Source organism: Pacificispira sp. HM-600 (assembly GCF_977993705.1).
In genome coordinates this window covers 2,667,468-2,684,274 of sequence record NZ_OZ388079.1, presented here as the reverse complement: position 1 = coordinate 2,684,274, position 16,807 = coordinate 2,667,468, and the positions used below count along the sequence as shown (strand labels likewise).

The 16,807-nt window shown below is 67.7% G+C and carries 14 protein-coding genes, 1 tRNA gene and 1 pseudogene; 8 read left to right on the top strand and 8 right to left on the bottom strand.

The genetic code is table 11. The features are described 5' to 3' along the window. The first annotated feature begins 510 nt into the window (after positions 1-510). Positions 511-1,329 carry a WD40/YVTN/BNR-like repeat-containing protein gene (locus ACXZ1E_RS12890; RefSeq protein WP_458040872.1) on the top strand — a complete coding sequence of 273 codons (819 nt, stop codon included), beginning with the start codon at positions 511-513 and terminating at the stop codon, positions 1,327-1,329. A 67-nt stretch (positions 1,330-1,396) separates the two neighbouring features. Here ACXZ1E_RS12890 and ACXZ1E_RS12885 read toward each other — a convergent pair whose 3' ends face one another. Together ACXZ1E_RS12885 and ACXZ1E_RS12880 are read right to left on the bottom strand one after the other, a co-directional pair. Next, positions 1,397-2,764 (bottom strand): IS1380 family transposase, encoded by a 1,368-nt coding sequence (locus ACXZ1E_RS12885; protein WP_458040660.1) that lies wholly within the window; start codon positions 2,762-2,764, stop codon positions 1,397-1,399. 569 nt (positions 2,765-3,333) lie between these two features. Then, positions 3,334-3,463: pseudogene (locus tag ACXZ1E_RS12880) on the bottom strand (IS4 family transposase); the annotation flags it as partial. Between the two features lie 60 nt (positions 3,464-3,523). On the opposite strand from ACXZ1E_RS12880, the gene ACXZ1E_RS12875 reads away from it, so the two are divergent. The 4 genes from ACXZ1E_RS12875 (at position 3,524) to ACXZ1E_RS12860 (ending at position 7,898) form a co-directional block, all read left to right on the top strand. Then, positions 3,524-4,195: a TetR/AcrR family transcriptional regulator gene (locus ACXZ1E_RS12875; RefSeq protein ID WP_458040871.1), complete on the top strand. Its 672-nt coding sequence runs from the start codon at positions 3,524-3,526 to the stop codon at positions 4,193-4,195. 127 nt (positions 4,196-4,322) lie between these two features. After that, a complete protein-coding gene (locus tag ACXZ1E_RS12870; RefSeq protein WP_458040870.1) occupies positions 4,323-5,582 on the top strand; it encodes an acyl-CoA dehydrogenase family protein in 1,260 nt (419 codons plus the stop codon). Positions 5,583-5,660: 78 nt separating this feature from the next. Next, entirely contained in the window at positions 5,661-6,812 is a 1,152-nt protein-coding gene (locus tag ACXZ1E_RS12865) for an AI-2E family transporter (RefSeq protein WP_458040869.1), read from the top strand. A 54-nt stretch (positions 6,813-6,866) separates the two neighbouring features. After that, positions 6,867-7,898 carry an ATP-dependent DNA ligase gene (locus ACXZ1E_RS12860; RefSeq protein WP_458040868.1) on the top strand — a complete coding sequence of 344 codons (1,032 nt, stop codon included), beginning with the start codon at positions 6,867-6,869 and terminating at the stop codon, positions 7,896-7,898. A gap of 9 nt (positions 7,899-7,907) precedes the next feature. On the opposite strand, the gene ligD is transcribed toward ACXZ1E_RS12860, so the two are convergent. From ligD to ACXZ1E_RS12835, 5 genes are all read right to left on the bottom strand, one after another. After that, positions 7,908-8,945 carry a non-homologous end-joining DNA ligase gene (gene ligD / locus ACXZ1E_RS12855; RefSeq protein ID WP_458040867.1) on the bottom strand — a complete coding sequence of 346 codons (1,038 nt, stop codon included), beginning with the start codon at positions 8,943-8,945 and terminating at the stop codon, positions 7,908-7,910. Between the two features lie 127 nt (positions 8,946-9,072). Next, positions 9,073-10,260 carry an SseB family protein gene (locus ACXZ1E_RS12850; RefSeq protein WP_458040866.1) on the bottom strand — a complete coding sequence of 396 codons (1,188 nt, stop codon included), beginning with the start codon at positions 10,258-10,260 and terminating at the stop codon, positions 9,073-9,075. A 199-nt stretch (positions 10,261-10,459) separates the two neighbouring features. After that, the gene (locus ACXZ1E_RS12845; RefSeq protein ID WP_458040865.1) at positions 10,460-12,916 is read right to left on the bottom strand and encodes an ATP-dependent helicase; all 2,457 of its coding nucleotides are present in this window, start codon (positions 12,914-12,916) and stop codon (positions 10,460-10,462) included. A 230-nt stretch (positions 12,917-13,146) separates the two neighbouring features. After that, positions 13,147-13,440, bottom strand: a complete 294-nt coding sequence (locus ACXZ1E_RS12840; protein WP_458040864.1) for a putative quinol monooxygenase — start codon at positions 13,438-13,440, stop codon at positions 13,147-13,149. A gap of 1 nt (position 13,441) precedes the next feature. Beyond that, positions 13,442-13,666 carry a hypothetical protein gene (locus tag ACXZ1E_RS12835; RefSeq protein WP_458040863.1) on the bottom strand — a complete coding sequence of 75 codons (225 nt, stop codon included), beginning with the start codon at positions 13,664-13,666 and terminating at the stop codon, positions 13,442-13,444. A gap of 446 nt (positions 13,667-14,112) precedes the next feature. On the opposite strand from ACXZ1E_RS12835, the gene ACXZ1E_RS12830 reads away from it, so the two are divergent. The 3 genes from ACXZ1E_RS12830 (at position 14,113) to ACXZ1E_RS12820 (ending at position 16,341) form a co-directional block, all read left to right on the top strand. Continuing rightward, a tRNA-Met gene (locus ACXZ1E_RS12830) sits at positions 14,113-14,185 on the top strand. A gap of 131 nt (positions 14,186-14,316) precedes the next feature. Beyond that, the gene (locus ACXZ1E_RS12825; protein WP_458040862.1) at positions 14,317-15,225 is read left to right on the top strand and encodes an oxygenase MpaB family protein; all 909 of its coding nucleotides are present in this window, start codon (positions 14,317-14,319) and stop codon (positions 15,223-15,225) included. Positions 15,226-15,339: 114 nt separating this feature from the next. Beyond that, complete coding sequence (locus ACXZ1E_RS12820) at positions 15,340-16,341, top strand: IS481 family transposase (protein ID WP_458040861.1); 1,002 nt, start codon at positions 15,340-15,342, stop codon at positions 16,339-16,341. Here the strand turns inward: ACXZ1E_RS12820 and ACXZ1E_RS12815 are convergent. Further along, positions 16,338-16,784, bottom strand: a complete 447-nt coding sequence (locus ACXZ1E_RS12815; protein ID WP_458040860.1) for an ester cyclase — start codon at positions 16,782-16,784, stop codon at positions 16,338-16,340. The two genes, ACXZ1E_RS12820 and ACXZ1E_RS12815, sit on opposite strands and share 4 nt — an antisense overlap. Positions 16,785-16,807 lie beyond the last annotated feature (23 nt).

The following is a 16,807-nucleotide window of genomic DNA, read 5'->3' as shown; positions in this document are numbered from 1 at the left end:
GGTTGAGAAACCGAACTGGCCCTGCGTCTTCATGAACGCGAGACCAGCCTCGATGGCGGCGTAGTCATGCTCGGTGGAGTCGTCCTTTGTGTGGATCAGCACGGCGACGCCTTCGACCAGGTTTCGCAGCTGGGAGAGCATGTTCTGCGAGAGCAGGGCGCGATTAGCGGAGAGCGCGGTGATGTTGTTGCAGATCACGCCGTCGATGCTGCGAAGGTGCTCCTCGACGATGCGGTCGGCGATTGCGTCCTTGCACCGCATCTTAAGGCCCTGCAGCCACGCCGTTCGCGTCTGCAGTCCCGCAACATCTCCCAAGCAAGTTAGGATATAGACCGGCGCTTGTCCAGCCGCCCCGCATTCCGAGTCGGCGGGGAAGCATGTCGAGACTTTGCGAAGGTGCCGCGGAATCGCGGGCAGAAGGGTGTTGCGGTGACACAGACCAGGGCTGCTGCAGGCAGGGAAGCGCTTGCACGGGCGCAACGGACCGAAGCGAGCAGGAGACGCCGGCGAGTGCTTCCATGGGTTGTCGGCGGGGCTGCGGTCGCGGTCGCGGGAGCCGCCGTAGCCGGTGCCCTCGTCGCCGGAGGTGCGGGGCAGCAAGCGTCTCCGGCCCCCTATGTGGGCGGAGACCTGCACGTGCTGGCTGCGACCGGTGGCGGGCTCTTCGTCGGCGGGCATGACGGGGCTGCGGCGTCCGCCGACGGGGGGAAGACCTGGGCCCAGCTCGAGAGTCTGGAGGGGGGCGATCCCATGGGCTGGGCCGAGACAACCGACGGCTTTCTCGTCGGGGGGCACCCTGGCCTCTACTCCTCGGCCGACGGCGAGAGCTTCACGCTCCGCACGGGTCAGGACGCCGTATCCGACGTCCACGGGATCGGCGCCGCGGGTGACACCGTCTACCTCGCCTCCACGCAGGCCGGTCTGCTGGCGAGTTCCGACGGCGGGGACGCTTGGGAGGTCCGGAATCCGCAAGTGGGGCAGAGCGTCATGGGCACGATCCTGGTCGATCCCGATGACTCGCAGCGGCTCGTCGCGCCCGACATGATGAATGGATTGCTGCTGAGCGAGGATGGCGGACTGACCTGGACCGTGCTTGGGGGAGCGGAGGGCCCGATGGCGGCGGCCTGGGACCCGCGGGACCGCAATCGGATCGTCTCGGTGGGCATGTCCGGGGGCACCGTCACGAGCGACGGAGGCGCGACCTGGAGCTCCATCACCCTCCCCACCGGAGCATCCGCCGTGGCGTTCTCAGCCCTGATCCACCGATTGGGTGGAGTATCGGCGTGTGACTGGATTCCTGGCCTGCTGGTGGCCGTGGGGCGTGTGTGAGTGGCGGGCCTCGTGATCCCGTTCGTTCCACTTGGGTTCCGGTCGCGCCCGTGGTGGGCTGGGGTTGTCAGGCGGAGGCGTTCGCGGGTGGGGAGGTCCCCGTCGCGAGTTCCCAGAGCCGAGCCCATGCCTGCTGCCAGGGCCATCGCTTGGGGAGGTGCAGGATCAGACGCCTGCCGGTGGATGCGACCCTGCCGGGCACCGCGGTGAGGGTTCGCAGGATGGTGCTCATCCGTGCGGTGCTGGTGCCGGCGGCGTGGGCGGCGGCTCGGGAGATGTTGAACGCGAGGACGGCGAAGCCGAGCCATGCCGCGTTGGCGGGGAAGCTCCCGGAGGGCAGGTGGGCGAGGGGTCCGTTTTTGAGTTCGGCGATGACCTGCTCGATGATCGCGTGGCCGCGGTGACGGGCGTCGGCGTCGACCGCGGTCAGGGTGCTGTTGGTGATGAACGCGTGATACCGCCAGGTGTCGAACAGGGTGTCCTGCCCATGCCGGGCGTGCTGGTTCAGCCGTTTCACGCGGCGGACGATCAGCCGGCAGGTGACCTGCTCGTCCTTGCGGCGTGAGGTGAACGCGGTGAACGAGACTTCGGCGACTTCGGCGTCGCTGATCAGTTCTCCGGTGTCGGGGTCCGGGATCGCGTGCGGGTAGCTGATCGGTATCCACGCGTCCTCGGCGATGCTTGCGATCGCGCGGGTCACGGTCGGCCAGTGCGGGATCGTGAACGAGAACCATGCTCCCGAGCGGATCGTCTGCTGCACGTTCTCGAACGTGCAGAACGCCGAATCGCCGCGGACCAGCACGTCCCGTCCCGGTGCGACAGATTCGACGGTGCCCAGCGCTCGGGCGAGGTGCCAGGCGGCGTTGTCGCCGCTTTTGACGTTCCCGCGGCGCAGTGAGAACTCCCCGACCACCGGTGCGCTGGAATCGGTGGAGATCGTGACCGCGAGGGCGTTCAGGCCCTTCACCTTGGAGTACCCGAACGCGGCGCCCTGCTGCTGATACCCGTGCAACTCGCGGATGGTGTCGTCCATGTCCACCAGCACCGGCCCGCCCGACCCGACCAGCCCCGGGACCAGGGCGGCCAGCGAGGTCAGCAGCCGCCGGTTCACCGCGGCGAGCTGGAGGACGTGGCCGTGGGTGAAGTTCCGCAGGAAGGTGCCCATCGTCGATGGTGCCCGCACCTGCCCGATCAGCCGGGCCATCGACCCGGCGCGCAGCACGTTCAGATCGTCGATGCTGTCCGCCCCGGCCAGCATCCCGCCGATCACGGTCCGCGCCTTGATCACCCGGTTCGGCGAGGGCACCGTCCAGTGCTCAGCCAGCAGCTCGGACAGCCCGGCCCGTTCGGCCAGTGCGAGCACCGGCAGCAAGCCGGCATGCGACACCAGATTCGGGTCATCGAACACCGGCGTGATCCTGTGAGATGCTTTCACCTACGAGATGTCCTTCCGGCCAGGGTCAATACGGCTTCAATCACCAGTATTTTCCCGCGTCAGAAGGACATTTCGGCATTAACACGCCGCCCCCACACCCCTTTCATCGGTGGATCAGGGCTCAGAGGACGGCGGCATCCTCTACGCGGGCACTCTCACCGGGGACCGGGCTGTCGTCTACGCCTCAACAGACGTCGGTGGGAGCTGGGTGGAGACCTCCACCGGTGCGGCGAGCTGAGTGTCGGCTCGGTACGGCGGACCTGATGCAAACGGTGGTGCGAATCGGTAGGTGTGCCGATCGGCAACTCCGCCGAGGTCGCGTACCTCACGCGGCGCCGCGGTCAGCTCGCCGGCTGAGGGTGCATCGACGCGTCCGCGGCAGGATCGGTGCATGGGATTCTCGCGGGCCGAACTCGAGTCGTACTACGGGCGTCAAGGCCAAGCCCTCCGGGTGGCCTCCGGCCAGCCCTGACCCCCGCTCCGGGCGAGAGCACAGGCCACGAGCGGGATGCCAGCAAGGCATGGGCATCAGACAAAATCACGTCTCCACGGTTCCAGGGGATTGCCACCGTCCTGCCGCACTCCGCGATCACCGCGTCGACCACATCAGCAGGGAACACCTTCATCAGCAGACCCACCGACACCCAGATCCGGCAACTGCCGATCCGAGACGGGCTTCCTCCAACCAGAACGGGGCATACCCCCAAACTACCGCGCCACACACTAATTGAACGGTATTGGGTCTAGGCTGCTATCGACATGAGCGAGACACCGTCACCGTCCGCCGCGCGCACCGTCGTCGTCGCCGCGGCCCTGGAGCTTTTCGCCCAGCAGGGGTTCGAAGCGACGTCGGTCGAGCAGATCGCGCGCGCCGCGGGCGTCTCCCGCAGCACCTTCTTCCGACAGTTCGGGGGCAAGGAGGATGTCGTCTTCGCGGATCACGAGATCTTGCTCGCGGACCTCCGCACCTGGCTCGAACGCGGCCATGAGAATCCGTGGGTGGCGGTCTGCGAGGCAACCCAGCGTGTCTTCCGGCACTTCGCGAACGACCCGAAGGTCGCGCGTCGCCGCTACGAGATCGTGCGGCAGGTACCGGCGCTTCGGGACCGCGAGATCGTGACCGTCTTCCGATACGAGCGCCTGTTCGACGAATATCTGCGGTCGGCCCTGCCCGGCATCGATCCGCTCGACGCGGTCGGATTCGCGGCTCTCGTGACAGCCCTGCACAATCACGTGCTGCGGCGTCTGCTCCGCGGAACCAAGCGCGTGCCGCTGTCCGAGTTGCAGGCCGCATTGGACGACGCACTCCGTCGCTACGGGGTCCACCCCGACCCGGCGCCGGCAGCGGCGGACGACATCGTGATTGCCGTGTTCCCGCGCGCAACGCCCGCGGCCGAGGTCGCGCGCCGCATCCGCACGTCGCTCGACTGATCCCGCGCGAAAGATGCCCGCTCGGGCCGCGCAACGGGCACGCTCGGGCTCGTAGCGACACAGCCGCGAGGTGAAACTCCGTACCGCGCGTGGTGGAACCGGATGTCGTGGGAGTACCGTTGAGCGCATGAGCAGCACCGCACCCACCACGGCATCGAACGACACCTTCCCCGGCGAGCGCGTCCCGCACTACGACGTCTCCCAGCGCCTCGACACCGACTACTACGCGGTGTTCGCGGACATCCCCGCCGAAGACCGCGCCGTCTGGGATCGCGCGAAGACGCTCGTCGACGAGGTCGCGCCGACGATGCGCGAGGCCTGGGACCGTGCCGAGTACCCCCTCGAGGTCGCGAGGCGCATCGGCGAACTCGATCTGCTCGGCGACGGCATCGACCACCCGGACATCACGCACCTCTCCCCCCTCGCCGCGGGCCTGGTCAATATGGAGGTCTCGCGTGGCGACGGATCGCTCGGCACGATGCTCGCCGTGCAGGGAGGCCTCGCGCTCCGCACACTCGCGCTCTTCGGCAGTCCCGAACAGCAGGAGCGCTGGCTGCGCCCCCTCGCGACCTCCGAGGTGCTCGGCGCCTTCGCGCTGACCGAGCCCGACCACGGATCCGACTCGGTCTCGCTCGAGACGACGGCTCGTCGTGACGCGGAGTCCGACGAGTGGGTGCTCCGCGGCGCCAAGAAGTGGATCGGCAACGGCGCCTCGGGCGGCATCACGTTCGTCTGGGCGCGTGTCGACGACCCCGATGCATCCGAGCATGGCGCGGTCCGCTGCTTCCTCGTCGAGCAGGACCGCCCCGGGTACAGCGGCACCCCGATTCTCGGCAAGGTGTCGCTGCGCGGCATCCATCAAGCGCACATCACCCTCGATGACGTGCGACTACCGATCGACGCTGTGCTGCCGGGTGCCCAGAGTTTCAAGGATGCTTCGACGGTGCTCTACGCCACCCGCTCCGGTGTCGCGTGGTCGGCGCTCGGGCACGCAACGGCCTGCTACGAAGCCGCGCTGTCGTATTCCCTACAGCGCATACAGTTCGGCAAGCCGCTCGCGAAGTTCCAGATGGTGCAGGAACGCCTCACGCAGATGCTCGACGAACTGACCGCGATGCAGCTGTACTGCCGTCACCTGGCCGACCTCGAGGCATCCGGCGCCCTTCGCCCGACGCAGGCGTCGCTCGCCAAGTTCCACAACACGCGGGCCGCGCGTCGGATCGCATCGACAGCGCGCGATCTGCTCGGCGGCAACGGGATCCTGCTCGAGAACGTCGTGATGCAGCATCTCGCCGATATCGAAGCGATCCACACCTACGAGGGCACCGAGTCGATTCAGGCGCTGCTGATCGGTCGCGACATCACGGGCATGAGCGCGTTCGTCTAGCGGGAAGAGCTTTTACCGTCCGCGTACGCCGAGCACAAGGTCCGGCGGAATGTCGCGGGTCGCGGGTACCTTCATTTCATGGGACTTTTCGGCCGCAGCGCACCCCCGTCAGACGAGTCCAAGGACTCGGCCCTGATCGACGAGATCGCGACCCCGGTTAGCCTGTGGTCGGACGGGCTCGGCAAGCTCGCGATCCGTGCCGTCCAGATCATCGTCGTGGTGATCGTCCTCATCGGCTTCATCTGGGGCATCCGCCAACTCACCTTGGTCACGATCCCGATCGTGTTGGCGCTGATCCTCGCCTCCGCCTTCTATCCGGTCATGCGTTTCATGCGGACCCGCGGCGTTCCCTCGATCGTCGCCACGCTCGTGTCGCTCCTCGCGATCGTCGCGCTGCTGGGCGGGGTGGGCTGGCTGATCGTCTGGGCCGTCCGCGACCAGTGGGACATGCTCTACAGCCAGGCGCAGGAGGGGCTGCAAAACGTCCTCGACTGGGCCAGCACCCTTCCCTTCGACATCGACCAGAACCAGATCGACGAGTGGATCGCGAGCGCCCAGGACTTCGTCACGAGCGCGCAGTTCGGCTCGGGAGCCATCGCCGGCGTCGGCATCGTCGCCAACTTCATCACCGGATTCATCCTGCTCGTCGTCGTGCTCTTCTTCTTCCTGAAGGACGGCCCGCAGCTCTGGGAGTTCATGCTGCGCCCCTTCCGCGGCGCGAACTACGCGCGCGCGCGCCGCGTCGGCAACAAGACGGTCTCGACGCTCGGCTCCTACATTCGGGGCACAGCAACGGTCGCTTTCGTCGATGCGGTCGGCATCGGCATCGGCCTCTGGATCCTGCAGGTTCCCCTCGCTCTGCCCCTCGCCGTGCTGGTCTTCCTTCTTGCATTCATCCCCATCGTGGGTGCGACGCTCGCGGGCATCCTTGCCGCCCTCGTCGCGCTCGTCTCGAACGGTCTGATCAATGCCCTGTTCGTCGTGGGAGTCGTCGTGCTCGTCAACCAGCTCGAGGGCAACTTCCTCCAGCCCGTACTCATGGGCCGCACGCTCAAGCTGCATCCTTTCGTCGTACTGATCGCCTTGACCATCGGCACGGTGCTCGGCGGCGTGCTGGGCGCGGTCCTCGCCGTGCCGATCACCGCCGTCGTCTGGGGCGCGATCCAGGTGTGGGACGGCCCCGACAAGCCCGCCCGTTGGGCCCGCCAGAAACGGTCCGAAGCGGTCTAGCCTCAGCGGACGGATGCTCGACCCGCGCCCCGCGCGGACTGCAGGAGGGAACCCATGTCACACGACATCCCCTCACCGATGCTTGCGAAGGCGGTGCCCGCGATCCCGGATCGTGAGGGCCTGAGTTTCGAACCGAAGTGGGACGGGTTTCGTGTCATCGCCTCGTGGGACGGCGAGTCGGTCGAACTCGGCTCGCGCGGCGCAAAGCCCCTCACGCGGTACTTTCCCGAACTGGTCGAGGCCCTCGCGCGACTGTTGCCCGAACCGGTCGTGCTCGATGGCGAGATCGTCGTCGCCGTCGGACCGGATGGCTCGCAGCGCCTCGATTGGGAGGCCCTGTCGCAGCGCATCCATCCCGCCGACTCGCGCGTGCAGCGGCTTGCCACCGAGACCCCGGCGATGATCATCGCTTTCGATCTGTTGGCCGTCGGCGGTGAGACGCTCCTCGACGCGCCGTTCGCCGAGCGGCGCGCGCGGCTCGAAACGTTGCTGGCCGGGGTGCCGCATCCGATCCACCTGACCCGGACGACAACGGATGCCTCGCTCGCCCGCCGCTGGCTCGACGAGTTCGAGGGCGCGGGTCTCGACGGCGTGGTCGCCAAGCCGCTCGACCAGCCGTATGCGCCGGGAAAGCGCACGATGCTGAAGATCAAGCACGCGCGGACGGCGGATGTCGTGGCCCTCGGGTACCGCATCCACAAGAGCGGGCAGGGCGTCGGGTCGCTGTTGGTCGGGCTCTACGATTCGTCAGGGGTGCTGCGGGGCGTCGGCGGTGTCGCCGCGTGGAGTGACAAACGGCGGCTCGAGCTGGTGGAGGAGCTGGCGCCGCTCGTCGAGCGCGATGACGCCGGGGATGCGGTCACCGGAGCGACCGACCGGTCACGCTTTTCGGCGTCGAAGGATGTCTCGTTCGTTCGGCTCCGACCCGAGCGCGTGCTCGAGGTACGTTACGACCAGCTCGAGGGCATGCGCTTTCGGCACACCGTGCAGTTCGAGCGCTGGCGTCCCGACCGGGATCCGGCATCCTGTCGCTTCGATCAGCTCGAGCAGATCTCGGCGTACGATCTCGGGCGCGTGCTGGCCTGACGACGAGGCTCAGGCGTCGGGCTTGCGGGCGCGGCTCGGCTGCACGCGCGGCGGCTCGCCCGGCATCTTCGGGAACTCGGGCGGGAACGGCAACTCGCCGAGCCCCGCATCCAGGTCCCGCTGCCACCACTCCAGCAGCACATCGACACGTCCGGGCCGATCGAGCAGCCCCGCCCACGGATCACCGATCGTCGAGAGTCGCTCGGGAATCGAACGGACGGTAAAGGATGCGGGGTCCACCCCGTCGAGTTCATCCCACGTCACCGGGGTCGACACCGTCGCGGTAGCGAGCGCGCGCGGGCTGTACGCGCCGGCCATCGTGCGGTCTCGGTTGGCCTGGTTGAAGTCGACGAAGATCCGCTCGCCACGCTCTTCTTTCCACCAGTTCGTCGTGACACGGTCGGGCATGCGGCGCTCCAGCTCGCGCGCGGCCGCGATCACGGCGTGGCGCACATCGAGGAACTCATGGGTGGGTTCGATCGGGCAGAAGACGTGGAGGCCGCGGTTGCCGCTCGTCTTGATCCACGGTTCGAGCCCCGCCTCGCGAAGGACCTCGCGCAGGCCGTGGGCCGCGACGACAGCGTCGGCGAAGTCGGTGCCCGGTTGCGGGTCGAGGTCGATGCGCAGTTCGACCGGGTTGTCGGTGTCGCCCGCGAGCGACGCCCACGGGTGGAACACGATCGTGTTCATCTGCACGGCCCACAGCACGGCGGCCGTCTCGGTGAGGACGAGCTGCGGATGCTTGCGGCCACTGTTGTAGGTGACAGTGACAGCCTCGACGTAGTCGGGCGCACCCTTGGGCGGGTTCTTCGAGAAGAAGCTCTCGCCGGCGACCGAATCGGGGTAGCGCTCGAGCGAGACCGGCCGATCGCCGTTCGCCGCGAGGAACGGCGCCGACACGGCGATCATGTACTCGGCGAGCTCATGCTTGGTGATGCCGACCTCGGGCCACAGCACGCGGTTCGGGCTCGAGAGCCCCACGTCGCGGTCACCCGCGCCGTCGGGGTCCGGTCCGGGAACGGTCAGGGTGATGCGCTCGCTGGCCATGGTCCGACCCTAGGGCGGTGCCGGGGCTTGCGACACCCCCTTGCGCCGCTGGACCGATGCCTCCACGGGCTCTCATCCCGCCGGCATCCGTCCCGGCGGTCCCACGCATGCGGGACCCGTCGAGCGGCTACGCGGGCGACGCCTCGGGCGAATCATCAGACCCCGCGGACGGGGTCGCGGGCGGTGGCGGCGCCGGCAACGCGATCACCGGGGCGAGAGCATCCCGATCGAGGATGATCCACGGTCCCGCCGCATCCACGATCACGCCGGCGACGGACGGATGGTCGCGCAGAGACGCACCGAGCTGCTCGGGCAGGAAAGGCATGGGCCGGTCGCCGCGGCCGCGCGCGATCACCTCGAGTGGGTGCGAATAGACCTCGATCAGGCGGCGACCGTCTGCCGTGCGGGACTCAGCGACGCCGAAGCGCGGCGCCTCGCCCTCGGTCGCGGCGCCCGTCTCGTTCACGGCGACGAACAACGGCGCCTCGGTGAGCGCTGTCGCGACGGTCGCCGCGGTTTCGGGGGTACGGGGAGCCGCGAGCGCTGTCTTGATGAGCAGCTCGGGGTCGGCCTGATTGACCGCGGCCTCGATGACGGCGCGGGGCAGCACGGCACGCGCCGGGCCCGACGATCCGTCCACGATCACACCCGCGTATGTTCCGGCGACGACGTGCTTCAGGATCGTCAGCGCCGGCTGGCCGACCGCAGAGGTGCCCGAATCACCATCGGCCGACAGCGCTGCCTGTAGCGCCGCACCCGTGCTGTAGACGAGCACGTAGGCGTCGTCGCCGCGGCGGGCGACAGCCAGTGGAAGCTCACGGCCCTCGGCGAGCATTGCGCGGGCATCACCTTTGATCCGCAGGAACAGGTGGTTCTGGAGCAGTTGACGCATCACGTCGAGCAACTGCTCGGGCTTGGCGGGCGAATCGAGTTTCCCGAGCGCCTGGGCGAGCAACACGTTGTCTCGCAGGCCCGGCACCGTCTCCGTCTGCAGCGGGGCCTCGGCGGGCCCGGCAGGATTTCCCGTTCGCGGATTCGGTGCGGAGCTTGCGCCGGGAGCGGCGGACGACCCTGCCGTCGACGGGTGTGCCGAAGCATCCGGCAGTGTCGTCGGACGGCCGACCTCTCCCCCGCCACCGCGATAGGTCGAGACCGAGATGCCCACCTGCGGCGCGGCCTCGGCCGGCGCGTCGTTCGACGCGTCCCGCTCGGATGTCGCGGCTTCGGATTCCTCGGCGGAGCGTGCTTCCTCCGATGCGGCATTCGTGGTGTCGGGCGTGTCGCCACGCTTCGGACGTCTCGAGAACACAGCCATCGGACCAGACTAACCCGGGCATGAACCGCACCCCAGGGCCCGGCTTCGCGCTTCGCGCTTCGCGTGGACAATACTCCGGCGAGATTGCCTCGGAGGGCCCGAACCTTCCCCAGGGCGGGGTTGATCGCCACTTCTTCCGAAGTCTTGTCCTGATTGCTCACCCCGACGGTACGCAGGGTACGCAGGGCGCGGGCGGAGGCTAGATCTTCTCGATCGGCGCGATCTTGATCAGGATCTTCTTCGCACCGACAGTGTCGAAGCGAATGTGCGCCACGCGGCGCGCGCCCTCGCCCGTGACGGCATCGACGCGCCCCTCGCCGAAATCGTCGTGCCGGATGCGGTCGCCGCCAGCGAGTTCGAGGTCGCCGTTGTCTCGCACCCGTGCCGGAACGCGGTTCGGGAAGCGGTCGAGCGCGGTCGACGTGGGCACCAGATCCGAGCCGTACCGGTTTCCGCCGGAAGAGCCCGACCCGCCAGAGCGACCGCCACCGCTGAAGCCACCACCGCCATACCCGCCACCGAGCGCTCGGCCCGCCCCGCGGCCGCGCGAATTCACATCGCCGGGCGACTGCCGCCAATCGATCAACTCGGGCGGAATCTCCTGCAGGAAGCGGCTCGGCATCGCCACCGTAACCTCGCCGAACTGCGCGCGGGTCATCGCGAGAGACAGGTACAGACGCTTCCGCGCGCGCGTCACGCCGACGTAGAACAGGCGCCGTTCCTCGGCGGGCCCGCCGGGCTCGTTCGCCGACATCCGGTGCGGAATCAGGTCTTCTTCGACACCCGTGACGAACACGGCGTCGTACTCCAGACCCTTGGCCGTATGCATCGTCATGAGCGAAACGGAACCCGACGCATCCTCGAGGTCATCCGCGTCCGAGACCAGCGCGACCTCGGCGAGGAAGTCGATGATCGTGCCCTCGGGATTGTTGCGCGCGAACTCCTTGGCGACCGAGACGAACTCGTCGAGGTTTTCGAGCCGGGCCTCGTCTTGGGGGTCACGGCTCGCGCGGAGCGCATCCATGAACCCCGACTTGTTGAGCAGCAACGCGAGCCCGTCGGCCACCGCCGAGGCCGGGGCGAGCTCGCCGCTCGCGGGGAGCATGAGAGCGGATGCCTCGACCAGCACGGCATCGAGGTGCACGATCGCGGCCTGGATCTTGGGTCCGACACCGAGTGCGGACGCGTTGGCGAGCGCGTCGCGGAACGAGATGCCCTCGCTCGTCGCGTAGCGCGCGATCGCCGACTCCGTGACGTCGCCGATACCGCGCCGCGGCTTGTTCAGGATGCGCCGCACGGCCATGTCATCGGCGGGGTTCGCGACCGCGACGAGGTACGCCAGTGCGTCTTTGATCTCGGCACGTTCGTAGAACTTGGTGCCGCCCATGATCTTGTAGGGCAGCGCCGAGCGGATGAAGATCTCTTCCAGCGCACGGCTCTGCGAGTTTGTGCGGTAGAACACGGCGACGTCGCCGTAGGCCAGGCCGGCCTTGTGAAGGGTCTCGATCTCGTCGGCGACGAACTGCGCCTCGTCGTGTTGGGAGTAGCCGGTGAAGCCGACGATCTGCTCGCCGGCCCCGACATCCGTCCACAGCTTCTTGTCTTTGCGGTCGAAGTTGTGCGAAATCACCGCGTTCGCGGCGTTCAGGATGGTCTGGGTGGAGCGATAGTTCTGCTCGAGCAGCACGACCTTGGCGCCCGGGTAATCGCGTTCGAACTCGCTGATGTTTCGGATGTCTGCGCCCCGGAAGGCGTAGATCGACTGGTCGGAGTCGCCAACGACCGTGAGCGACGCGGCTTCAATCCCATCGGATGCCGCGGGTGCCGGCGCTTCGAAGATCATCATGCCCCCGGAGCCTTCGAACGGCGCCGGTTCGTCCGACGACAGCGGCCGCGTGAGCTCGTGAATCAGGGCGTACTGGGCGTGGTTGGTGTCCTGGTACTCGTCGACCAGGATGTGCCGGAAGCGGCGACGGTAGGTATCGGCGATCTTCGGGAACGCGCGGAAAAGGTACACCGTCTGCGCGATGAGGTCGTCGAAGTCGAACGCGTTCGACCGCTGCAAAGAACGCTGGTAATCGGCGAAGATCTCGACGAAGATCCGCTCGGCCGGGTCGCTCATGTTGGCGGTCCGCGCGTACGACTCGGCATCGGCGAGTTCGTTCTTGAGCTTCGAGATACGGCTCTTCACCCCGGCGGGAGTGAGGCCGAAGCTGTCGCCCTCGTGCTCTTTGATCAGGCGCTTGACGAGGGCCCGCGAGTCACCCGAGTCGTAGATCGTGAACGAGCTCTTGAATCCGAACGCCTCGGCCTCGCGGCGCAGGATCCGCACGCACGCCGAGTGGAAGGTCGAGATCCACATACCCCGCGACACCTCGCCGACGAGCGCGTGGACGCGCTCGCGCATCTCGGCGGCGGCCTTGTTGGTGAAGGTGATCGCCAGGATCTGGCTCGGCCACGCCTCTTTCGTGCGCAATAGACCGGCGATGCGGTGCGCCAGCACGCGCGTCTTGCCCGAACCCGCACCCGCGACGATGAGCAACGCCTGACCGCGGTAGAGCACGGCCTCGAGCTGTGGCGGGTTGAGCCCATCGAGCAGATCGCCCAGGAGGGGGTCGTGTGACCCGATTGCGAGGGGCGAGGAGGCTTCGGTCATGTCCCATCAAGTCTAGGCGGGCGCGCCGACACCGCCGCGGGTCGGGTCGGCGTCCCCCGAGCACGACGCGACACCTCGACAGGCTCAGCGACTGCGGTGCATCGCCGACTTCGCGCTGGTGCCGATCTCCCTGACGCCCCTCGGCAAGACGATCGTCGACACCCGCCGCCGCGCCTTTGACACCGCCAGACAACAACACAGTCCGCGCTGCAATGCAACGCCGTTCTGGTCTAGGCGCGGATGACGAAGTTCTCGGGGATCGGTGGCGCCGCCAGCGCCTCGCCGAGCCGCGGGATCGCACCCTCCGGCGTCGCGCGGAAGGCGCGATACGCGTCCTCGGAAGCGCGGTCCGTCCAGATCTCGTACAGCGTCCAGGTATCGGGATCGGAGTCGTCGAGAAGGATGTCGAGCCGCTCCAAACCGTCGAACGCCCGAGTCGCGCGCAGCATGTCATCGACAAGGGCCGGGATCTCGTCCCGCACCTCGGGCCGGAACGTGAATCGGACGATACTCGCGACGGCCATGTCAGTGGGTCTGGTCGCCGGGGTACTCGAGGCTGATTGTCTCGGCCGGGACGTCCAGCGCCTTCGCCAACATTCCCGTCATGACGACCTTGGGAACGAGGCAGTCGCTGCAGACGCCCTCGCCGGCCGTGATAACGGCGTTCGTCCGGTCTTGATCGGTCTCCACGGACAGCGTGTAGCCGTCCACCGAGAGCATCTTCTGCAGGTCATCGAGTGTGGTGGTCATGTTCTTTCCTGACTCCGAGAAAGTGAACGAGGATCCGGCCTCGCGGTCCGAGTCCTCTTCTATGAGGTCGTCCTCTATTAGGCTCCCCGGCGCCCTCGCACAGCCAAGAGCTTTCCGGCTGGTGGAAGACTACGTCCGAGACCCAGGGCCAGGCCTCACGCCGCGCTCGGCGGTCGTCCCATCGCGGAGGCTTGAGCTCGTGGGGCTGAGCCCGGACACCCACCTGCGCCGGCGACCCCCTCGAGCTCTCGGACGGCCAGGCGCAGCGGGTCGCGATCTCGCGCGGCGGGCCTGTCATTTCCCGCTCGACGCGGTGCCGACCGTGTCCGTCGATACGCTGCGCGCGGCGATTCTCGAGCCGTCGCTCGCGTCATCCGCCGTCGCATCGCGAAACGGGACGTAAGACTCGGGACAGGAGGATGCGGGGCCCGCTACGTTGGCGGTATCGCGGCGATCCGGGTGGTCCCGGGCACCGGTTCATACCCGGTCGTGTTGTGGGTTCGACTCCCGCCGTCGCGTCTACTTCGAAGGGCCCGAGAACCCGGGAATCACGCGAATCTCGTGCGTACTCATTCTCGGCCAAAGAGTTCGGCCCACCTCGCTGGCGCTCTTTTCGCCCCGTCGCCCCAAGCCCGTGGCACGCTGGAACTATGAAACGTCCCCCACTTCGCGCGCGGCTGCTCACCGCGCTCGCGGGTGATCCGGACGGCACGCCGCGATGGGTGCGTGAGCTCGCCGACGGCGCCGACGACGGGTACTTCCCCGACGGGGGCGCGGCATGGACGGTCCACGCGGGAACCGCGACCTTCGTCGCCGGCATCCGGGCGCTACTCATCCAAGCTCTTCACCCCGGCGCGATGGCCGGCGTGCACGACTTCTCGCGCTACCGCGAGGATCCGATCGGTCGCCTGACCGGCACCGTGCGCTGGATCATCTGCGTCACGTACGGCTCGACGGCGCAGGCGCAGCAGGAGACGGCGCGTGTCGGCCGGATGCACGAACGAGTCGCGGGAACCTACATGACGGGTGCCGACCCTCACACCTATTCGGCGTCGGACACCCGTCTCGTGGAATGGGTGCATCTGGCGTTCACGGAGGCGTTCTTGGGCGCGCACGAGCGTTGGGGCGGTCCGATTCCCGGGGGCGCCGACGAGTATGTGCGCGAGTGGGCGACGGCGGGGCGCCTGATGCGTCTGGAGAATCCCCCCGAGACCGAGGCCGATCTGCGCGAGAGGATGCGCGAGTTCTTGGTCAGTGGAGAGCTCCGCCGCGACGAGCGCGTCGACGAGGTGGTGCGGTTTTTGCGTGACGTTCCCTTCACCGGTTCGATGCGAATTGCTTATCGCGTGCTTTTCGCCGCCGCTGTCGCGAGCCTGCCGCGGCCGTACCGACAGCTGCTCGGTGTGCGCCGAACGGTCCTGCCCGTCGTGACCGCGACGCGGCTCGTGCTCTCGGTATCGCAACGTGCCCTCGGCTCGGGTCCTCGCGCACAAGATTTTGCTCGAGAACGGCACCGCCGCCTTGCGGCAGGGCGGGCCGGGGTCCATCCCGCAGGGTGAGCTTGACCCCCGCTAGCTGTACTTCCTCGGCAGGTTGTGAACATCTGAGGTAGGCGAAGACCTCCGGGCAGGATGTGGGTTACCACACTCACCATCCTGACCACGGAGGTCTTCGTGACTCACGCTAACGCGCCCTTGACTCCAGAGGGGCGTCGCCGTCTTGCTGTTCTCATCGTTGACAAGCGGTGGCCGTTGCGGCGGGCCGCGGAGCGGTTCCAGTGTTCGCCCGCGACGGCTAAGCGATGGGCGGACCGTTACCGGTCCGGGCTGCCGTTGATCGACCGCAGCTCGAGACCGCAGAGATCACCGAACCGGCTTCCGCAGAGGACGGAACGGCGGATCGTCGCGTTGCGGTTCACCCGCCAGTGGGGTCCGCACCGGATCGCGTATCACCTGCGGCTGCACCGCTCCACGGTCGGACGAGTCCTCGACCGCTACGGGATGCCGAAGCTGGCGTACATCGACCAGTCCACCGGGCTCCCCGTCCGCAAGCCCACACCGAAACGCTACGAGGTCGCCGCGCCCGGCCAGCTCGTCCACGTGGATATCAAGAAGCAGGGCCGGATTCCCGACGGTGGCGGGTGGCGTGTCCACGGCCGCGGATCCACCCAGGATCGGAAAGCCGGTGTCGCCCGCGACAAAGCCGCCCGCGCAGGAGCGGCAGGCTCACGCGGCTACCGCTACCTGCACCACGCCGTCGACGACTACTCCCGGGTCGCGTACTCGGAGATCCTCGACGACGAACGCAAAGAGACCGCCGCCGGTTTCTGGGAACGCGCCAACGCATTCTTCACCGGCCTCGGCGTGACCGTTACCGCCGTGATGACCGACAACGGCTCCTGCTACCGCTCCCATGCCTTCGCCGCCGCGCTCGGCGACGGCATCAAACACAAGTGGACCAAGCCCTACCGCCCACAGACCAACGGCAAAGTGGAACGCTTCAACCGCACCCTCGCCACCGAATGGGCCTACGCGAAGCCCTACGCCAACGAAGCCGAGCGCGCCGCCGCCTACGACACCTGGATCCATCACTACAATCACCACAGACCCCACACCGGCATCAGCGGCCAAACCCCCTCAGCCCGCGTTCACAACCTCACGGGGAAGTACAGCTAGCTCCCGACCTGGAGTTGGGTCATGAGGTCAAGCGTGTCGGCGTTAAGCCAGTATTCAGCGACCTGATCGTTTGCGATGCGCAGGATGTCGGTGCCGTGAAACGTCACCTCGCTGCCGACGGGTGCTCCAGCTCCCGGGATGCCGCCGCCGTAGTGTCCAGCGTCGACCCAGCGAACGACAATGTGGTCAGTGTCGACGATCGGTCCGACCTCGACGGAGAAGGTGAGGTCGGACATGAGGGCACGCATCTGGGCGACGAGATCCTTCATCCCGGACACTCCCCCGACAGCGCTGCCGTCGCCGCCGTCGAACATGGCGGCGTGAACGCGATTGTCTTCGGCGATGATGTCACCCGCAATATCGAGGTCACCGTTCCACATGCTGACCCACTTCGAGACAAGGGAATTGGCGGCATCTCTCCCGATGCTTTCCGAGTTACTCATGGTGTTCCTCCCGTATTGGTGGT

Coding starts and splice junctions, on each gene's coding strand:
- ACXZ1E_RS12875 (WP_458040871.1), top strand. CDS start 3,524: ATGAGCGAGACACCGTCACCGTCCGCCGCGCGCACCGTCGTCGTCGCC.
- ACXZ1E_RS12870 (WP_458040870.1), top strand. CDS start 4,323: ATGAGCAGCACCGCACCCACCACGGCATCGAACGACACCTTCCCCGGC.
- ACXZ1E_RS12865 (WP_458040869.1), top strand. CDS start 5,661: ATGGGACTTTTCGGCCGCAGCGCACCCCCGTCAGACGAGTCCAAGGAC.
- ACXZ1E_RS12860 (WP_458040868.1), top strand. CDS start 6,867: ATGTCACACGACATCCCCTCACCGATGCTTGCGAAGGCGGTGCCCGCG.
- ligD (WP_458040867.1), bottom strand. CDS start 8,945: ATGGCCAGCGAGCGCATCACCCTGACCGTTCCCGGACCGGACCCCGAC.
- ACXZ1E_RS12850 (WP_458040866.1), bottom strand. CDS start 10,260: ATGGCTGTGTTCTCGAGACGTCCGAAGCGTGGCGACACGCCCGACACC.
- ACXZ1E_RS12845 (WP_458040865.1), bottom strand. CDS start 12,916: ATGACCGAAGCCTCCTCGCCCCTCGCAATCGGGTCACACGACCCCCTC.
- ACXZ1E_RS12840 (WP_458040864.1), bottom strand. CDS start 13,440: ATGGCCGTCGCGAGTATCGTCCGATTCACGTTCCGGCCCGAGGTGCGG.
- ACXZ1E_RS12835 (WP_458040863.1), bottom strand. CDS start 13,666: ATGACCACCACACTCGATGACCTGCAGAAGATGCTCTCGGTGGACGGC.
- ACXZ1E_RS12825 (WP_458040862.1), top strand. CDS start 14,317: ATGAAACGTCCCCCACTTCGCGCGCGGCTGCTCACCGCGCTCGCGGGT.
- ACXZ1E_RS12815 (WP_458040860.1), bottom strand. CDS start 16,784: ATGAGTAACTCGGAAAGCATCGGGAGAGATGCCGCCAATTCCCTTGTC.